Origin of the sequence: Prauserella rugosa, assembly GCF_000719975.1 — a bacterium.
GTDB lineage: Bacteria > Actinomycetota > Actinomycetes > Mycobacteriales > Pseudonocardiaceae > Prauserella > Prauserella rugosa.
Window position 1 is genome coordinate 1 of record NZ_JOIJ01000038.1, and the last position, 17,807, is coordinate 17,807.

Annotated in this window: 16 protein-coding genes; 7 read left to right on the plus strand and 9 right to left on the minus strand. The window is 68.4% G+C overall.

All coding sequences use genetic code 11. The annotated features are described in order from the left end of the window. The 6 genes from IF64_RS0124425 to IF64_RS0124450 all read right to left on the minus strand — a co-directional run. On the minus strand, positions 1 to 464 hold a 464-nt coding region (locus IF64_RS0124425), incomplete at its 3' end, for a DUF222 domain-containing protein (RefSeq protein ID WP_030534524.1). A 442-nt stretch (positions 465 to 906) separates the two neighbouring features. After that, complete coding sequence (locus IF64_RS0124430; RefSeq protein WP_030534525.1) at positions 907 to 3,258, minus strand: glycoside hydrolase family 65 protein; 2,352 nt, start codon at positions 3,256 to 3,258, stop codon at positions 907 to 909. Then, complete coding sequence (locus IF64_RS0124435) at positions 3,255 to 3,983, minus strand: beta-phosphoglucomutase family hydrolase (RefSeq protein WP_030534526.1); 729 nt, start codon at positions 3,981 to 3,983, stop codon at positions 3,255 to 3,257. Before IF64_RS0124435 ends, IF64_RS0124430 begins: the two co-directional genes overlap by 4 nt. Positions 3,984 to 4,030: 47 nt before the next feature. Further along, complete coding sequence (locus IF64_RS0124440) at positions 4,031 to 4,393, minus strand: ArsR/SmtB family transcription factor (RefSeq protein WP_246134677.1); 363 nt, start codon at positions 4,391 to 4,393, stop codon at positions 4,031 to 4,033. A gap of 20 nt (positions 4,394 to 4,413) precedes the next feature. Next, on the minus strand, positions 4,414 to 5,241 hold the full coding sequence (locus IF64_RS0124445; protein WP_051758135.1) for a PIG-L family deacetylase: 828 nt from the start codon (positions 5,239 to 5,241) through the stop codon (positions 4,414 to 4,416). Between the two features lie 9 nt (positions 5,242 to 5,250). Continuing rightward, on the minus strand, positions 5,251 to 6,099 hold the full coding sequence (locus IF64_RS0124450; protein WP_030534529.1) for an SDR family oxidoreductase: 849 nt from the start codon (positions 6,097 to 6,099) through the stop codon (positions 5,251 to 5,253). Positions 6,100 to 6,568: 469 nt separating this feature from the next. Between IF64_RS0124450 and IF64_RS0124455 the strand changes: the two genes are divergently transcribed. Then, positions 6,569 to 6,979, plus strand: a complete 411-nt coding sequence (locus IF64_RS0124455) for an STAS domain-containing protein (RefSeq protein WP_048807165.1) — start codon at positions 6,569 to 6,571, stop codon at positions 6,977 to 6,979. A gap of 251 nt (positions 6,980 to 7,230) precedes the next feature. Further along, positions 7,231 to 7,959: a methyltransferase domain-containing protein gene (locus IF64_RS0124460; protein WP_030534531.1), complete on the plus strand. Its 729-nt coding sequence runs from the start codon at positions 7,231 to 7,233 to the stop codon at positions 7,957 to 7,959. Here the strand turns inward: IF64_RS0124460 and IF64_RS0124465 are convergent. Further along, a complete protein-coding gene (locus IF64_RS0124465) occupies positions 7,956 to 8,345 on the minus strand; it encodes a DUF2237 family protein (protein ID WP_030534532.1) in 390 nt (129 codons plus the stop codon). The genes IF64_RS0124460 and IF64_RS0124465 overlap by 4 nt on opposite strands. A gap of 79 nt (positions 8,346 to 8,424) precedes the next feature. Beyond that, positions 8,425 to 8,682 (minus strand): winged helix-turn-helix domain-containing protein, encoded by a 258-nt coding sequence (locus tag IF64_RS0124470; protein WP_030534533.1) that lies wholly within the window; start codon positions 8,680 to 8,682, stop codon positions 8,425 to 8,427. A 269-nt stretch (positions 8,683 to 8,951) separates the two neighbouring features. Here IF64_RS0124470 and IF64_RS25775 point away from each other — a divergent pair, with 269 nt between their 5' ends. After that, on the plus strand, positions 8,952 to 9,974 hold the full coding sequence (locus tag IF64_RS25775; protein WP_048807164.1) for a hypothetical protein: 1,023 nt from the start codon (positions 8,952 to 8,954) through the stop codon (positions 9,972 to 9,974). A gap of 144 nt (positions 9,975 to 10,118) precedes the next feature. Here the strand turns inward: IF64_RS25775 and IF64_RS0124480 are convergent, their stop codons facing one another. Further along, positions 10,119 to 11,783 (minus strand): GGDEF domain-containing protein, encoded by a 1,665-nt coding sequence (locus IF64_RS0124480; protein WP_030534534.1) that lies wholly within the window; start codon positions 11,781 to 11,783, stop codon positions 10,119 to 10,121. A 203-nt stretch (positions 11,784 to 11,986) separates the two neighbouring features. Here IF64_RS0124480 and IF64_RS0124485 point away from each other — a divergent pair, with 203 nt between their 5' ends. The 4 genes from IF64_RS0124485 to IF64_RS26835 form a co-directional block, all read left to right on the plus strand. Then, positions 11,987 to 13,759 (plus strand): alkaline phosphatase D family protein, encoded by a 1,773-nt coding sequence (locus tag IF64_RS0124485; RefSeq protein WP_084706089.1) that lies wholly within the window; start codon positions 11,987 to 11,989, stop codon positions 13,757 to 13,759. Continuing rightward, positions 13,756 to 15,054, plus strand: a complete 1,299-nt coding sequence (locus IF64_RS0124490; protein ID WP_030534536.1) for an alkaline phosphatase family protein — start codon at positions 13,756 to 13,758, stop codon at positions 15,052 to 15,054. The genes IF64_RS0124485 and IF64_RS0124490 overlap by 4 nt, the downstream gene beginning before the upstream one ends. Positions 15,055 to 15,930: 876 nt before the next feature. After that, positions 15,931 to 17,628 carry a glycine/sarcosine N-methyltransferase gene (locus IF64_RS0124495; RefSeq protein ID WP_030534537.1) on the plus strand — a complete coding sequence of 566 codons (1,698 nt, stop codon included), beginning with the start codon at positions 15,931 to 15,933 and terminating at the stop codon, positions 17,626 to 17,628. Positions 17,629 to 17,690: 62 nt separating this feature from the next. After that, the coding region (locus IF64_RS26835) for an S-adenosylmethionine synthetase N-terminal domain-containing protein (RefSeq protein WP_211252669.1) at positions 17,691 to 17,807 on the plus strand (117 nt) is incomplete at its 3' end.

The following is a 17,807-nucleotide window of genomic DNA, read 5'->3' on the forward strand; positions in this document are numbered from 1 at the left end:
CACGCGGAAGCCACCTCCGACGGCAACTCGGCGGTGAGTCGAGAGTGAGCATTCGGCCCGTGATCAAGCTCGACCCGCCGCCCAGCCCGGGCCATCCGAGCCCGCTCGGCCTGCCCACCCGGATCAACCTTCTCCACCAACCGCGCCGCGTGCTGAGCCAAATTCCGAGGCTGCCACGACGTCACGGGAGCGGAAGCGAGCTTGTCGCTCAACAACCCATCCACCTGCCGGGCGTGCTCGTCAGACAGCGACGAGGTCACAGCCAGGACCCGCCGAGCCCCATACAGCTCAACCTGGCCCTCCCGCATGGCATCAAGAACCCGAGGCATCCGCCGAGACAGATCGACGGCATTACGGATCCGCTTCTCCACCTCCACAGGCGAGACGCGAAGCGAAGGCGCCAACTCCTCAGTCAACCCCCGCCACTCCCCCTCGTCAGAAGCCAGAGAAGCGAGAAACACCATCTCGTCAGCATCAACCCGAGCCCGCCGAAACCGCAAGTCGGCGGCGGTATCAGAAATTCCCCCAGAACCATTCACACTTAAAACGATACCGAACACACTGGCGACCCACAATCACCCAATAGAGTCGCCCCCGGTAAGCGAAGCGCCATCCCGTCGACCTGGCCAAACCCCATCACGCTGCAGGCAGGGTGCAACAATCCACCCCAACGGAACACCCAACACCAACCTTGCGCCCTGCCTGCAGCGTGATAAACAAAAAGCCAGGTTCGACGGGATAAAGCGAAGCGGAAAAACGCCATCCCAGAGACCTGCCCAGCCGGCGAGGCGAAAAACCCGAGAACGAACCTATCTCCGAGAACAGCACCCAGCCTCACGGAAACCAGCCCATTCGAGAACCGAGATTACCGAATCAGTCGGCGAGACGAAAACCCAAAATCGGCCTTCAAGCGCGTCGAACGGGTCCGCGTCCGGAGGGTTGAAGGGGGCGGGGAAGCATGGGTGGGGTGGGGACGGGAAGGGTGATGGGGTCGTGGTCGAGGGTGACGGCCTGGCCGTAGTGGGTGAAGGTGAGGGCGGGGCCGTCGACGAGGGTGTAGGTGGCGTTGCCGTTGGTGGTTTCGACGCGGATACGGGAGCCGTGGAAGCACATGCGGAAGGCGATGCGGTCGACGCCGGGCGGGGTGTGGGGCCGGAACGACAGCTCGCCGTTGTGGTCGCGCATGCCGCCGAAGCCGGCGACGAGGGCGATCCAGGAGCCTGCGAGGGAGGCGATGTGGAGGCCGTTGCGGACGTTGCCGTGCAGGTCCTGGAGGTCGACGAGCGCGGCTTCGCCGAGGTAGTCGTAGGCCAGGTCGAGGTGTCCGCATTCGGCGGCGAGGACGGCCTGGGTGGCGGCCGACAGTGACGAGTCGCGGACGGTGATGGCTTCGTAGTAGGCGAAGTTGCGTTGTTTCTGGGTGGGGGAGAACGCGTCGCCGCGCAGGTGCATGGCGAGTACGAGGTCGGCTTGTTTGACGACCTGTTTGCGGTACAGCTCGAAGTAGGGGAAGTGCAGGAGCAGGGGGTAGGCCGAGGCGGGGGTGGATTCGAAGTTCCAGCGGGCGTGTTCGGTGAACCGTTCCGACTGGGGGTGCACTTCGAGGAGTTCGTCGTAGGGCAGCAGCATGGCCCGCGCGGCGGCGACCCACGTTTCGATTTCCCGTTCGCCGACCGACAGTCGTTCGGCGACGTCGGGGTGCCTGCGGCACGAGGCGGCGGCTTCGACGAGGTTCCGCTGTGCCATGAGGTTGGTGTAGACGTTGTTGTCCACGATGGCGGAGTACTCGTCGGGTCCGGTGACGCCGTCGATGCGGAATCCGCCGTGGGGGTCGTGGTGGCCGAGGGACATCCACAGGCGTGCCGTTTCGGTGAGCAGTTCGACGCCGTGGTCGCGTTCGAACTCGGTGTCGTGGGTGGCGGCGAGATAGCGGGCGACGGCGTCGGCGATGTCGGCGTTGACGTGGAAGGCGGCGGTTCCGGCAGGCCAGTACGCCGAGCATTCGTCGCCGTTGATCGACCGCCAGGGGAACGAGGCGCCGAGCAGACCTAGCTGGCGTGCCCGGTTTCGCGCTTTGTCCAGTGTGGAATGACGCCACCGCAGCGCGTCGCGGGCGGCGCCGGGCATGGCGTAGGTGAGCACCTGTGCCACGAACGTCTCGCTGTCCCAGAACGCATGCCCGTCGTAGCCCGGCCCGGTGAGGCCCTTTCCGGGGATGGCGCGGCTCTCCCCGCGGGCCCCGGCCTGCAGGACGTGGAACAGGGAGAACCGCAGCGCCTGCTGTAGTTCGGGGTCGCCGTCGATCTCCACGTCGGCCGAGTTCCAGAAGTCGTCGAGGAACCGCCGTTGTTCCTCGAGCAGTCCGGTCCACCCGGTCTGGAGTGCGCCGGCCAGTGCCGCGTCGACCTGCGAGCGCAGCGCGGGGATCGACCGCTGCGCCGACCATCCGTAGCCCAGGTACTTCGTCAGCACCAGTTTGCCGTCCGCGGCCACGTCCACGGCGACGGTGAGGCGGGCGAGGTCGTCCTCCACCGCGATGTCGGTGCGTAGGTCACGGCCGCCGGGCGCCTCGATCTCGTGGTCCATCGCGGCGGCCATGCGCAGCTGGGACCGTTTCGTCCGGTGCACCAGCACCGCCCGGTAGTCCTCGGCGGTCATGTACTCACACCGCAGTGGCGCCTCCAGCGCGGCGGCCACGCGCGGGTCGCCGCTCTCCGCCTCGATGGGCTCGTTGGCCAGCAGGTCGGACTGGGCGACGATCTGCAGTTCACTGCCGTCGAGCGGTTCGACCTCGTAGCGGATCGCGGCAACCGAGCGCTGGGTGAACGACACGAGCCGTTCGCTGCGGACGCGGACGCGCCTTCCGGTCGGGGACGTCCAGTCGGTCTCCCTGCGCAACGTGCCGGACCGGAAGTCGAGCACCCGGTGGTGCGCGCCGGCGTGCCCGTACCGCAGGTCCAGCGGTTCGTCCTCGACGAGCAGGCGGATGATCTTGCCGTCGGTGACGTTGACGACCGTCTGACCCGCCTCGGGGTAGCCGTACCCGGCCTCGGCGTACGGCAGTGGGTGTTCCTCGTAGAAGCCGTTCAGATACGTGCCCGGCAGGCCCCTGGGCTCGGCCTCCTCGAACGTCCCCCGCAGGCCGATGTGCCCGTTCGACAGCGCGAAGGTCGACTCGGTCTGCATGAGGGCCGTCAGGTCCAGACCGCGCCACAGCAGCTGCCACGGCGAGCATTCGTACCCGTGCGTGTCGGTCACGTCGGCGGCACCTCCAGCAGTTCGGCGAGATCGGTGACGACCACGTCGGCTCCGTGCCTGCGCAGGGCCTCTGCCTGGTCGGCACGGTCGACGCCCACCACATGTCCGAACCGGCCCGCCCTGCCCGCCTCGACTCCGGCCAGAGCGTCCTCGAACACGGCGGCCGCGGCGGGTTCGGCGCCCAGCAGTCGGGCGCAGGCCAGGAACGAGTCGGGGGCCGGTTTGCCCCGCAGCCCCTCGGTGGTGATGGTGACGCCGTCGACCCGCGCCTGGACGAACCGATCCAGTCCGGCCGCGGCCAGGACGTTCTCGGCGTTGGCCGACGACGTGACGACGCCGATGGCCAGCCCCGCCTCACGCACCGCGGTCAGATACCGCTCGGAGCCGGGGAAGGGCTCCACCCCTTGCTCGTCGATCATGCGCAGCACCAGGTCGTTCTTACGGGTCCCCACACCGTGGACGGTGTCCACGTCGGGCGGGTCGTCCGGCGAACCCTCGGGAAGGTCCAGGCCACGGGAGGCCACGAACGCACGCACCCCGTCGAGTCGGGGCCTACCGTCGACGTACGCGGCATAGTCCTCGTCGGTGAACTCGCCCGAACCGCGCCGGCCGAGCAGCTCGTCGAACGCGCGCTTCCACGCGGCCCGGTGCAGGGACGCCGTGCTCGTCAGGACACCGTCGAGGTCGAACAGACAGGTCGTGATCGTGGCGGGAAGGCCGATCATGTGCCTTCACGGTAGTGGCAGGAAGACGGTCCTGCCACGCGCGACGATCACGGGCGCGGATGCGGCCGTACGCGGTGGATCAGCTCGTGCATGGTCTCGTCCGCGAGCCGGTAGTAGACCACCCGGCCGCGGCGCTCGGCCGTGACCAGCCCGTGTGCGCGCAGCAGCCGCAGGGCCTGCGAGACGGCCGTGTCCGTCATGTCCGCGGCCGCCGCGAGGTCGGAGACGCAGATCTCCTTCGCGTAGTGGATGCACACCAGCAGCGTGAGGCGCGACGGGTCGGCGATCACCGAGAACCGGTCCGCCCACTGCTGGACGGTCTCCCTGTCCCCGAGACCCGTCACCGCCTGATCGACGCGCTCCGGGTCGATCAGGCGGCGCCCGGGGTCGGTCGGCTGCTCGGTCGGCACGAGGCCCATGGTCCCAGACGTCAGCCGCGGTCGTCGGAGGTGGCCGCCGTCACCGGCAGGCCGGCCATCAGGTCGCGCTCCGTGATCCCGGGTCCGTGACCTGCACGGATGAACCATTCGGTGCCGAAGGCGTAGGCGAACGCCTCGTCCGGCATGGTCAGGAAGAACGATTCCTCCGCGATCTGGCTGGCGTGTGCCCGCATGGCCGCGCGTTTGACGTCGAGGTACGGCGTCACGTCCACCGCCGCGGTGAGCACGGCTTCCGGGCTGCCGAACTCGGGCGCCTGCTCGAGATCGGGCAGGTCCATCCCGGTGGCCTCCTGGCTGTCGGCCAGTTCGGCGAGACCACGCATCATGTGGTCCCGGTTCTGGGTGGCCTGATAGACGCGCGGCGTTCCGGCCAGTTCCGCGGCGCGGAGACCGACCCGGTGCACCTGGATGTGGTCGGGGTGGCCGTAGCCGCCGTGCTCGTCGTAGACGGTCAGCACGTCGGCGTTCTCCTCGTCGAGCAGGCAGGCGAGCTCGCGCGCGGCCCGTTCGACGTCGGCCTGCCAGAACGCGGAGGGCTCGTCGTTGGACGGCGTGCCCATCATCCCGGAGTCGGTGTAGCCCAAGAACTCCACGCGCGCTGCGCCCAGGAGTCTCCCCGCGGCGTGCGTCTCGGCCACCCTACGTCGCCACAGTGGTTCGCCGGGGTCGAGGAAACCCTCGGGCACCTCGCCGTGCTCGCCGCGGGTGGCCACGACGAGCACGACGCGGTGGCCCTGGTCGGCCGCCATCCGCATCACGCCGCCGCACGTGATGCACTCGTCGTCGGGATGGGCGTGGAACGTCACGAGGGTCGCCATGGGGAGAACTTAGCCGCCCGGCACCGTCTCCCCGCCGAGAGCCGCGAGCACCTCGCCGGTGTAGTACGACGACATGCGCTCCGAGGCCAGGAACACGTACGACGGGGCCAGCTCGTCGGGTTCGGCAGGCCTGCCGTACGGCGCCTGCTGCCCGAAGCCCTCGACCGATTCGGCGTCCATCGTCGCCGGGATCAGCGGCGTCCACACGGGGCCCGGCGCCACGCAGTTCACCCGGATGCCCCGCGGGCGCAGCGCCTGCGCCATCGCGTAGGTCCACGCGTGCACGGCTCCCTTGGTGGCCGAGTAGTCGATCAGCTTGGCGTTGCCGCGCAGGCCGTTGACCGACCCGCTGTTGATGATCGCCGAGCCCGACGGCAGGTGCTCCAACGCGGCGTGGGTCACGCGGAAGTAGCTGTGGATGTTGACGTCGAACGTGCGCATCCACTGCTGCTCGGTCAACTCGGCGACGTCGTCGAGCTGCAACTGGGTCGCGATGTTGTTGACGAGCAGGTCGAGGCCGCCCAGTTCACGTACCGTCTCGGCCACGACGTGCGTGCACTGGCGCGCCTCGGCGAGGTCGCCCGCGATCAGGGTGCAGCGCCTGCCTTCGGCGCGGATCAGTGACGCGGTGTGTTCGGCGTCGTCGTGCTCGTCCAGATAGGCGATGGCGACGTCGGCACCCTCCTTCGCGAAGGCGACGGCCACCGCCCTGCCGATACCCGAATCCCCGCCGGTGACGAGCGCCTTGCGGTCGCGCAGCAGGCCGCGGCCCTCGTAACCGGCCATCTCGTCGCGCGGTTCGGGGGTCATGTCGCCGGTGTCGCCCGGCGCCTGCTGGGTCTGTGCGGGCTGGTTCACGGTGGCTCCTCTCGATCTCGTGTCCGGTCAAGGCACCTACCCGGCGGTCGCCAGGCCGAAACGGCGGCCGTCGACGACAGTTCCGATTAATCGGAAAATGATGCGGTAGTTCCGATGTGAGTTTCTTTCCACGTGTGGTCCACTATGGACAAGGGGCGACCAGGTATTGCAGTTCGTTTGCCACGCGCGTACCGTTTTCGGTAGCGGCGTTTCGGGGGCCGCGGTCGCATCTTCGTGATTGGCGGCGGCTTGGACGACGCGGCCGGTTTTGCCGAGCGAATTCGGGCCGGGGTAGGCAAATCGGGGACGGCCGGACGTCGAGGCAGTCGACGCAGTCGACGCAGTCGACGCGTCGGCGTGCCGCAGGCTATGACGCATCGGGGCTGCTGCGTACATCGAAGTACTGCGCACGTCGAAGTACATCGGGGCACATATCGGGGCAGACAGTCGGTCGGGGGAGGGGCATATCGTGGAGACAGCTTTCGGTGCGAGAGTCGGCGCGGGGACCATTGCGGCGAGTGGGGTCGAGGTGACCGTGGAGCCGCGGTCGGCGGGCCTGGTCGTGACGCATGTGCTGGGGGAGATCGACCTGCTGGGCGTGTCCCTGCTGCGCCCGTGTGTCGAGCAATTGGTGGGCACCGCGCGTTCGCTCGTGCTCGACTTCACCGAGACGAGCTATCTGAGCGCGGCGGGCTTGTCGCTGCTGCTGCAGACCTCCACCGACGCGCGCTCGCGACGTCTTCCGTGGGCCATCGCCGCGGCGCGGTCCGTGCTGCGGCCCATCGAGGCCACCGGCCTGGAACACCGCCTGCCCGTGTACCGGGACGTGCCCGGTGCCGTCGACGCCGTGCTGGGCGCCGATGCCCGCATCCCCGCGTGAGACCGTTTTCCACAGACGCCCGCCCTTCGTGGCGGGCGTTTTCTCGTCCGCCGACAATTCGCGTTTTCCGCGAAGTGAACCCTCGCTGAGTGGATACGCGAGGCCGGCCGTTTCCGTGACGTCTTTTTCGCGGTTTCGGTGACCGCTTCCCGCGATGTCGTATGGGGTGGGTTCACCGAACAGGGGGAGACCCGGGTCGGGGATTTCGCGGGCCTCCCGGCCGGCCTTGCGCCGCGGTACCGTCGTCGACCATGGAGACCGTGCTGCCCGAAGCCGTGCGACGCACGCTGCCCCTGCTGACCTCACAACCCGATTCCCCGCCGGTGCGGGACGGCTACCTCGACCTGCTCGGTGGCGACGCTCCCGCGCCGAGCGGTTTCTTCCAGTCGTTGTGGGAATCGCGGCTGGGCACCGTGGTGTACGAACCCGTCCAGTCGGGTGTGCGGAAGGTGTTCGCCGGACTGCGCCCCTCGGCGCGGCGGCTGCGGCTACCCGAGGGAGGGACCGCGCTCGACGTGGGCTGCGGCCCCGGCAATGTGACCGCCGACCTGGGCAGGGACGTCGGGCCCGGCGGGCTCGCGGTCGGGGTCGACGTCTCGCGCAGCATGTTGCGCAGGGCGGCGTCCGCGTACGCCGGTCCCAATGTGGGATTCGTCCGCTCCGATGCCTCCGCGCTGCCGTTGCGGACCGACAGCGTCGACGCGATCACGTGCCTGATGGTGCTGCAGTTGTTGCCCGACCCCGAGGGTGCGATCGCCGAGTTCGCCCGGGTTCTCGTGCCGGGCGGGCGTGCGGCGATCCTGCTGCCCGGGTACGCGGGCCCCGGTGCGGGGGTGGTCGCCACCGTGGCCGGCGTGGCCGGTGTGCGCCTGCCCGGGCACGAGGCGATCGCGGCGACCTTCGAGCGGTACGGCATGGAGGTGCTCGACGCAGGCACCACCGCGCCCGTCGCCCGGCTCCTGGCGGAGAAGCCGCGCTAGGCGAGCCCGCGTGGATCGGCGGGAACGTCGACCGAGTGTCGCTGCAGGGTCTCGAGCGGGATCACCTCGGTGGCGCGTTCGTGTGTCGAGGCGAGGACCACCGGCGGCGCCGCGCCCGCGTCGAAGGACTGGAGCCACCGGTCCGCGCAGACGCACCAGCGATCTCCCGGAGCCAGGCCTTCGAAGTCGAACTCGGGGCGCGCGCTCACCAGGTCGTTGCCCACTGTCTGCTGATGCGCGAGGAACTCCGCGGTGACCACCGCGCACACCGAATGGTTGCCGAGATCGTCGTCGTCGGTGCGGCAGCATCCGTCGCGGTGGAAACCGGTCAGCGGATCGGTGCCGCACGGCTGGAGCTCGTCGCCGAGCACGTTGCGATCGCTCATCGGTCCACCGTGGCACGGCACGGGCCGTGAGCACACACCCCTCGGAGGGAAAGCGCGGTGCGGTGGCGGGTGCCCGCGCTCAGTCGCGGTGGGCCACGAACGTGCCCTTGGACTTGAGCGTCTGCACCAGTCCGCGTTCGCGCAGGATGCGCGTCGCCTTGCGCACGGTGTCGAGTGCGACGCCGTACTCGTCGGCGAGTGCGCGTTCCCCCGGCATGCGCCGTCCCGGCGCCCACTCGCCGCTGTCGATCAATCCGGCGAGGTGTTCGGCCAGGAGTTCGTACTCGTAGCCCGTCTTGTTGTCCGGGTTGTACTTGCGTGGTGCGGGACCGCTCATGTTTCGACATTAGAACGGTCCTGAGCTGCACGAAGTTGTGGAACGCGGCACACCGCGGCGGTCCGCGACATTCCGCGCTGTTCTGCGTCGTTCTGCGTCTGTCCAGATCCTGCCGCTGCGTAGCGCGCTGCGTACCATCCGTGCTAGCTTGTCCGGGCCGATGCCGGGTAGCGGGCCGCTCACCTGCACCAACGCATCGAGATGAACACATCGAGACCGGACCACCTCCGGCACGGCGCCGTGGTGGGTACGGGAAAGGGGGAGTCCGCGTGGGAATCAGCGGAAGGGCCGACATGCCGTGGCTCGCACAGGCGGCCGCCCGCGTGCGGCGGCGGGTGGCCGACCTCGAGCCACACGACTGGAGCGATCAGGCGTGCCGGATTCGGCAGGAGGCGCTCGACGTCGACCTGTGGGAGCGCAGGCGCCGGGGGAGGCCGGTCCGGTTGTGGTCGGCGCAGCTCGTCGTGCGCACCGCGGGGCTCGACGCGGACGACGCGCGATTCCGGCTCGCCTGTCTAGCCCACCCGTACCACCGCATCGGCGACGTCCCACGGCTGTACGCCACGGCGGGACCGACGGAATGGCCCGTGCCCGACGAATACGGAGCCATCACGGACGAGGAGGCCGCGGAGGCGGCGTCGTTGCGGCGGATGTATCCCGCCGCGCTCGCCGAGCGGCGGCGCCGCGCCGTGGAAACCGGCCATGTGACCGGGACCGGCCATGCCGCGGAGGGGGCGACTCCCGTGGGCGGCGGCGGTGCCGGGGCGAACGTCGATGGTGTCGACCCGGATGGTGTCGACCCGGCCGCGCGACTGCATGCCGCGGACCATGCCGCCGCGCTGGAGATGGCGGGCCGCGGCGTGCGGCGCACCGTCGCGCCGGGCCTCATTCCCTCGGGTCTGCGGTGCTGGCAGGCGTGGCAGCGGGTGTTGTTCCTCGCCGGACCCGGTGATGCGCGGGATCGGGCCGAGGAGCTGGCGGCCACCGTCGTCGACGCCCGCGGGGCGGTCGCGGCCTCCGTGGCGTCGGTGCAGGAGGAAGAGGGCAGGCGGGACCCGGTCGACGGCCGCATGGTGCACCCGGCCTACGACGTCGGCCCCTTCGGTGTCGAGGCCCTGTGGGACGACTTCGACACCGACCCCCGGCCGCCCGGGGACCCGGACGTGCTGTCAGCGGTGCTGTTGCGCGCCGCTGCCTATACGCGGCAGGAGTACGGGATCGGTACCGCCAGGAGTGGGATACATATGAACGCAAACCTATGCAACGCACCGAAAATTACGTACCCTCGGTAGGGTCATCGCTTCGGCGATGAGACGACCGGCGCCTTTGGTTGTTCCCCCTCCCCAGAGGCGCGGTATGGAGTGCCCCGGTGCTGTACCCCCAGCGGCATCGGGGCACTCGTCGTTCGCGGGCGGGTTGTCCGGGCGGTGAGTCGCTCACACCGCGGGTGCGGAGGCCTGCGGGCCGCCGCGCAGAATGTCGATCCCCGCCGTGTCGGGTCTGCCGCACACCCAGCTCGAACCCCTGAGGTTCTTCGCGTCCTTCTTGAGCGGTGCGAGTCGGCGCGAGATCTCGTTGTAGGACTCCACCGACCGGCGCGGACACAGCAGCGTCGACAACGACACGGTCACCGGCATGCCGTCGGCCGACCACTGGGTGTCGAGCACGGCGTCGGCCAGCGGCCGGATCGTGTCCGGCCCGCACGAGATGAGGAAGTCGTCACCGCCGACATGGCTGACGGTGACCCCACCCAGATCGGTCGCGAGCCGGGTCAGCGCACGCCCGATCGCGCGGATGACGTCGTCGCCCGCCGCGAACCCCGCCGTGTCGTTGATCTTCTTGAACGAGTCGATGTCCAGCCATCCCACCACGAGCGGTTCACCCGCGGAGATCCTGCGGTCGACGTCGCGGGCCACGGCGTCGCTTCCCGGCAGCCGGGTCAACGGGTTCAGCGCGGCCGCCTGCTCGACCTTCGCCTCCGCCATACCGCGGACCAGCTCGTGGACGAGCACCACGCCCTGACATCGGCCCGATTCGTCGATCACCACCACGTCGTCGGATGCGCGCCCGGTCGGCCCGTCACTGACCATGTCGAGCACCTCCAGCGCCGATGCCGAGTTGCGGATGACGTGCGGAGGGTCGGCGAGCCGTTCGGCTGGCCGGTGGGCGTGCAGGGCATGACCGAACGGCCCGGTCACCGCCAGCAGGAAGCGCGTGCGGTCGATGGACCAGCGCGGCTTGCCGTCCTCGTCGACGCCGACCAACCCGCTCAGCGCGACGTCGTCGACAAGTACGGCGCGGACCTGTTCGCAGGTGGCGTCGGCGGGCACCGTTCTGGCGGGGCGGAGGAAGTCCTTGATCGCCGGTGTCCCGCAGGAGCGGTAGTCCTCGCTGCCCGAGGCCGCGGGTGTGATCGCCCCGGCAGGTATCGAGCCCTGGCCCGCGGGGGCGAACAGGTGTCCCTGAACCAGGCCGATGCCCAGTCCCCGGACCATCGCCAGCTGTGCCTCGGTCTCGACGCCGGTGGCGACGAGCCGGATCCCGGTGCGGTCGGCGAAGTGCACGAGCGCCTCGGTCAACGCCGCGGTCGGCGTGTCGTCCGGCAACTTGCCGAGGGATCTGCGGTCGAGTTTGACCATATCGGCGTGCGACTCGGCGAGCAGGTTCAGCGGGAGGTCGGCCGCCCCGAGGCCGTCGAACGCGATCCGGAAACCGTGGGCGGCCAGGCGATCCAGTCCCGCCAGCAGCGCGGCGGGCGGTGTCGAGTGGAAGGGCGGGCCCACCTCGAGGACGACGTCGTGCGGTCGCCGTTCGGTGTCCCGGAGCGCGCTGAGCAGTGGTTCGAGTGCGGGGGCTGGCGACGCGGCGGTGAGCGCGGTGACGTTCAGGTGCAGCGGCAGGCGCGTGACGTCGTGCTGGGCCTCGTGCACCGCGCGGGCGGCGAGCCCGGCGTCGGCCTGCACCAGCCTGCCGAGGCGCATCGCCGATTCAAGCAGTTCGCTTATTCGCCCTGCGGCAGGGCGCGCGAGTGCTTCCACAGCCACCGCGCTACCCGTGTGCAGGCTGTAGAGCGGCTGAAACGCGAACTGAACCTGGTTCACACCGACTCCTGTTGTTCGAATACGCCGAAAGCATCCGAACCGACTCAGCGAGCAGTCGTCCGATACTCACACAAGCGTGGACAACCCATCAACCATGACGGCCACGCCGAGCTGTCGGTTCCCGTCCATCCGGTTGAAATCTTGCTGAACGAACACATCCAACCCGGTGACAGACGGTAGCCCCGTCGGCGAGGCTGCCCGGCGTGAACACGTTGAACAGAAGACAGGCGTTGCGAGCCGGTTCCCTCGCCGCGGCGGGTGGAGTGGCGCTGGCCGGAGGCGTGACGGGTGCCCTCGGTGCACCGGCGGCGTTCCAGCACGGGGTGGCGTCCGGTGATCCACTTCCCGACGGGGTTCTCCTGTGGACCAGGCTCACCCCATCGGCGGATGCCGTCCCCGGATCGGGGAGGGGCCGGCAGCAGACCGTGGGGTGGGAGATCGCCCATGATCCCGAATTCCGCAGGATCGCCGCCCGTGGCCGCGTCGGCACCGGCCCCGAACGCGATCACACCGTCAAGGTCGATGCGACCGGCCTCGCAGCCGACACCTGGTACTACTACCGGTTCACGTGGCGCGACAGCGTGTCCCCGGTGGGCCGGACCCGCACCGCGCCAGCACGGGGGAGTGCGGTCGACCTGCTGCGGTTCGGTGTCGTGTCGTGCTCGGACTGGCAGGCCGGACACTTCGCCGCCTATCGGCACCTCGCCGAGCGCGGCGACCTCGATCTCGTCATTCACCTCGGCGACTACCTGTACGAGTACGAAGCGGACCCGGACGGGGTGCGGCCGCACGACCCGCCGGTCGAGATGGTCACGCTCGAGCACTACCGGCGCCGGCACGCGCAGTACAAGACCGATCCGGCGCTCCAGGCCCTGCACGCGGCCACGCCGTGGGTCGTCACGTGGGACGACCACGAATCGGCCAACGACTCGTGGTCCGGGGGCGCCGAGAACCACACCGAACCCGACGAGGGCCCGTGGTCCGAGCGGCAGGCGGCCTCGCAGCGTGCCTATGCCGAGTGGATGCCCGTCCGTTACGAACCGGGCGGTCACATCTACCGGCGCCTCGAGTTCGGATCCCTCGTCGAACTGTCCATGTTGGACCTTCGAACCTACCGCAGTCAACAGGTCTCGCATCCCTTCGACCGCGGGATCCACGACGACGAGCGGACGATCACGGGGCGCAAACAGCTGGAGTGGTTGACCTCCGGACTGGTGACCGCTACGGCGCAGTGGAAGCTCATCGGAAACTCGGTGATGATCTCACCGGCACAGTTTCCGTCCACACTCAACACTCGCGAGTTCGAGGCGCTGACCGATCTGATCGGCCCGATCGAGGGTGTTCCGTACAATGTGGACCAGTGGGACGGCTACACCCATGACCGCGCCACCGTGCTGCGCACCCTGCGCGACCACGGCGTGTCCGGCACCGTGTTCCTGACCGGCGACATCCACTCCGGCTGGGCCACCGAGCTTCCCGCCGATCCACTGACCTATCCGCTCACCGGTGATTCGGTCGCGACCGAACTGGTCTGTACGTCCGTCACGAGCGACAACATCGACGACTACCTCCGGGTGCCGCCGCGCACCCTGTCGCTCGTCGTCGAAGCCGTGCTGAAGCTGGCCAACCCGCACGTGAAGTACCTCGACTTCGATTCGCACGGATTCTCGGTTCTCGAGGTCACCCCGGAGGCGGTGCGGATGGACTGGTTCCGTCTGGCAGACCGCACCGATCCGGACAGTTCGGCAGAGGTCACTGCGTCCTACCGAGTCCCGGCCGGCACGAACAAGTTGGAACGCGTTCCGCGCTCGCTCGATGGTGCGACCCCGCGGTTCGAGGCGGCGACCGAGGCCGAGCGGGCCGAAGCGGAACGGCAGGCCAGGGCACGGCAAGCGCGGGAGACGGCACCGAACACCGCTGCTCGGCGTGACGATGCGCCGTCGAACGAGCCCGCGGCATCGAGGGAGGCGTCATGACGGACATGCAGCATGCACTGTCGCGCAGGAACTTTCTGCGCGTCACCACGGCGGGCGGGGCGGCCGTGGTGCTGTCGACCGCGGGCGGCGTGGGCGTCGCCTCGGCCGAGCGACGCAGGCGCGACCTGCGGGTCTACGTTCTGGTGGTCGACGGCCTGCGGCCCGACGAGATCGAACCGCGGGTGACGCCGAACCTGTACTCCCTGCGTGGCGAGGGCACCCACTTCCCGCAGGCGCGTTCCCTGCCGATCATGGAGACGCTGCCGAACCACGTGATGATGATGACGGGCGTGCGCCCGGATCGTTCGGGCGTGCCCGCCAACGACGTGTACGACCCGGCCGTGGGAGAGGTGCGGACGCTCGACCGCCCGTCGGACATCTTGGTGCCCACGCTCCTCGAACGGGTCGCCGCGACCGGCAGGGTGACCGGGAGCGTGCTGAGCAAGGAGTACCTCTACACCATCTTCGGTGAGCGGGCGAGCGTGCGCTGGGAGCCCGAGCCGCTGATCCCGATCACCGACCACGCGCCCGACATCGCCACGAGGCACGCGTTGTCGGCGATGGTCGAGGAGACGGATCCGGACCTGGTCTTCGTCAACTTCGGGGACGTGGACCGGGTCGGCCACGCCGACCTGACCGGGACCACGCTGCGGTTGGCCAGGAACGCCGCGTTGGCGTCCACCGACGCGCAGGTGGGGCGGTTCGTCGACGAGCTCAAGGAGTCGGGCCGATGGGACTCGAGCGTCCTCGTCGTGCTGGCCGACCACTCGATGGACTGGTCGTACGGGCATCGGCTGATCTCGCTGCAGTGGCGCATGGACCGTGACGATCTGCTCGCCGACAAGGTCGCGATCGCGCAGAACGGCGGGGCGGACCTGCTCACCTTCACCGGGCAGGAGAGCGAGCGGGGCGCGGCGGTCGAACGCATGCGGCGGATCGCGCTCGAGGCCACCGGGGTGTTGTCGGTGCACCGCCCCGAGGAGCTCCGGCTCGCGCCGGACGCGGCCGATCTCGTCGTGTACTGCAAGGCGGGGTGGCGCTTCTCCGATCCGACGCCGATCTCCAACCCGATTCCGGGCAACCACGGACATCCGGTGACTGAACCGATTCCGTTCTTCATCGCGGGCGGCCATCCGCGCGTCCGTCGTGGAGCGACGTCGTCGGCGCCGGCGCACACGGTCGACGTGGCACCGACGGTGGGCGAGCTGTTCGGCCTGCCCGCGATCACGGGCGGCTACGACGGCACGCCGCGGCACGAAGCGCTCATTTCAAGGGAAGAGTTAGCCGCATCATAGAAATTCACAATCCGTGAATGCGGAAAAGGTCACCGGATGATCAAGATCACCGGAATTGTGGCCGCTGGCACACGGATGAATGGCGCGTCCTGCATCTTTCATCGTTTCGCCGTCATGTCGAGGTGGTCACGAAGTGATCACAATGCACCATTGTGACAACCCGGGGTAGTTATCCCGCGACGCCCTCGTGGAAGTCGGAAGATTTCCACGAGGGCGTTCTTGTTGAGCTATACGCAACGCGTTGCCGAATACGCTACGAACTCACATCCCGTATCACTCATCAGACTCGTGGACTAGAGCTACGGCGAAATCCATGCCAGATGACACCCTGAGTAGAACGCAATAGGCCGTACGTGTCCGAGTGTTACGGAGGTCACAAAACGCTTGGATGTGTAACGCGCACTGGTGCGGGCCTTGCCGCTACGGGCGCTCCGACCTCGTATAACGCCGGTTCTGCACGTGCGTTCCGCGGCGCCATCGAACGCTCGGAGCGTCGCTCGAGCGGTATACGAGGGGTGAAAATTCGCGTCACGCCATGGACCCATTGATCGAACGGCGACTTTGTGAATAGATTGAGGCTCAGGCGGTTTGCACGGGATCAGCGCGGATCCGAGCAATTCCGCCCGGTCGGGGTGAAGGGCCGCGTCAGGTGTGACGCGCGTTACGCTGGCAGCGCACAAATGCGCGCCGCAGGCCGATTTTTTCGAATCGCGATCGATGGATCGCGTCGTCGGCCTGGCCTTTTTCATGCCCTTCCCCGACGTGTTCGCGGCCGTATCTCCGCACCGAGCGTGGGTCGAGGAGGCATCTGCGGGGAGCTGCGGTGACGCGGCCACGGACAGCAAGCACCGATCCGCCGAACGTGGAGGGAACGCAATGCAGGAATCAGCGGCTGGCACCACCGATGCGCAGGCCGAAGTAGCAGAGAAGAGCCGGGCCGACGCGCATCCCGACCAGGCGTTCGGTTCCGACCCGCTGGCGGTCCGGGAGAGCGACCACTACGCCGAGGAGTACAACGAGGGCTTCGTCGACAAGTGGGACGAGCTCATCGACTGGAAGGGTCGGTACGAGAGCGAGGGCAGCTTCTTCGTCGACCTGCTGCGCAAGCACGGTGTGGAGTCGGTCCTCGACGCCGCGACCGGCACCGGCTTCCACTCGGTGCGACTGCTCGAGGCCGGCTTCGACACCACCAGCGTCGACGGCAGCGCCGAGATGCTGGCCAAGGCCTTCGAGAACGGCAAGGAGTACGGCGACTACGTCCTGAAGGTCGTGCACGCCGACTGGCGCTGGCTGTCGAAGGACGTGCAGGGCAAGTACGACGCCATCGTCTGCCTCGGCAACTCCTTCACGCACCTGTTCGACGAGAACGACCGTCGCAAGGCGCTGGCCGAGTTCTACGCCGTCCTCAAGCACGACGGCATCCTCATCATCGACCAGCGCAACTACGACTCGATCCTCGACAACGGGTTCTCGAGCAAGCACACGTACTACTACTGCGGCGACGAGGTGACCGCCGAGCCGGAGTACGTCGACGACGGGCTGGCCCGTTTCCGGTACGAGTTCGCCGACGGCTCGCTGTACCACCTCAACATGTTCCCGCTGCGCAAGAACTACGTGCGCCGCCTGCTGCGGGAGGTCGGCTTCCAGAAGATCGACACCTACGGTGACTTCCAGGAGAGCTACGCCAACGAGGAGCCCGACTTCTTCATCCACGTGGCGTCGAAGGAGTACATCGAGGGCGCGCTGACGGCGAACTACTCGAGCGCGGTCAACACGGCCCGCGAGTACTACAACTCCGAGGACGCCGACAACTTCTACTACAACATCTGGGGCGGCACCGACATCCACGTCGGCCTCTACCAGTCCGAGGACGAGGAGATCGCCCCGGCCAGCCGCCGCACCGTCGAGCAGATGGCCAAGAGGCTCGGTCTGACCGAGGGTCAGAAGGTCCTCGACCTGGGCGCGGGATACGGTGGCGCGGCGCGTTACCTCGCCGAGACCTACGGCGCTAAGGTGACGTGCCTGAACCTGTCCGAAGTGGAAAACGAGCGGAACCGGCAGTTCAACAAGGACGCCGGGCTGTCCGAGCTGATCGACGTCATCGACGGCGACTTCGAGAACCTGCCGTTCAACGACAACGAGTTCGACGTCATCTGGTCGCAGGACGCCATCCTGCACAGCGGTGACCGTGTCCGCGTGGTCGAGGAGGCCGTGCGGGTCCTCAAGCCGGAGGGGCAGATGGTGTTCACGGACCCGATGGCCGCCGACGACTGCGACACCTCGTCCCTGCAGCCGATCCTCGACCGGCTGCACCTCGACAGCCTGGGTTCGCCCGGCTTCTACAAGAAGGAGCTGACCCGTCTCGGCCTGAAGTCGGTGGAGTTCGAGGACCACACCGACCAGCTCGCACGGCACTACGGTCGCGTGCTGGCCGAGCTCGAGAAGCGTGAGGACGAGCTGGCCGCGACGATCAGCAAGGAGTACCGCGAGCACATGAAGACCGGCCTCAAGAACTGGGTCGCCGGAGGCAAGTCCGGCAACCTCGCGTGGGGCATCTTCCACGTCAAGGCGTGACCCGGCGCCAGACCGCAGACAAGAAACACCAGTAAGACCGCTCCCGTCGACGAGAAGGAAGCATTGTGGCTACAGGCAGGCTGTTCACCAGTGAGTCCGTGACCGAGGGTCATCCGGACAAGATTTGTGACGCGATCAGTGACACGATTTTGGATGCGATGTTGTCGCAGGATCCGCGG

What these genes read in the sequence shown, in the direction of transcription:
- IF64_RS0124470 (WP_030534533.1), bottom strand. Translation starts at nt 8,682, where the DNA reads ATGAGCGGTCCCGCACCACGCAAGTACAACCCGGACAACAAGACGGGC.
- IF64_RS0124465 (WP_030534532.1), bottom strand. Translation starts at nt 8,345, where the DNA reads ATGAGCGATCGCAACGTGCTCGGCGACGAGCTCCAGCCGTGCGGCACC.
- IF64_RS0124435 (WP_030534526.1), bottom strand. Translation starts at nt 3,983, where the DNA reads ATGATCGGCCTTCCCGCCACGATCACGACCTGTCTGTTCGACCTCGAC.
- IF64_RS0124490 (WP_030534536.1), top strand. Translation starts at nt 13,756, where the DNA reads ATGACGGACATGCAGCATGCACTGTCGCGCAGGAACTTTCTGCGCGTC.
- IF64_RS0124445 (WP_051758135.1), bottom strand. Translation starts at nt 5,241, where the DNA reads ATGGCGACCCTCGTGACGTTCCACGCCCATCCCGACGACGAGTGCATC.
- IF64_RS0124495 (WP_030534537.1), top strand. Translation starts at nt 15,931, where the DNA reads ATGCAGGAATCAGCGGCTGGCACCACCGATGCGCAGGCCGAAGTAGCA.
- IF64_RS0124460 (WP_030534531.1), top strand. Translation starts at nt 7,231, where the DNA reads ATGGAGACCGTGCTGCCCGAAGCCGTGCGACGCACGCTGCCCCTGCTG.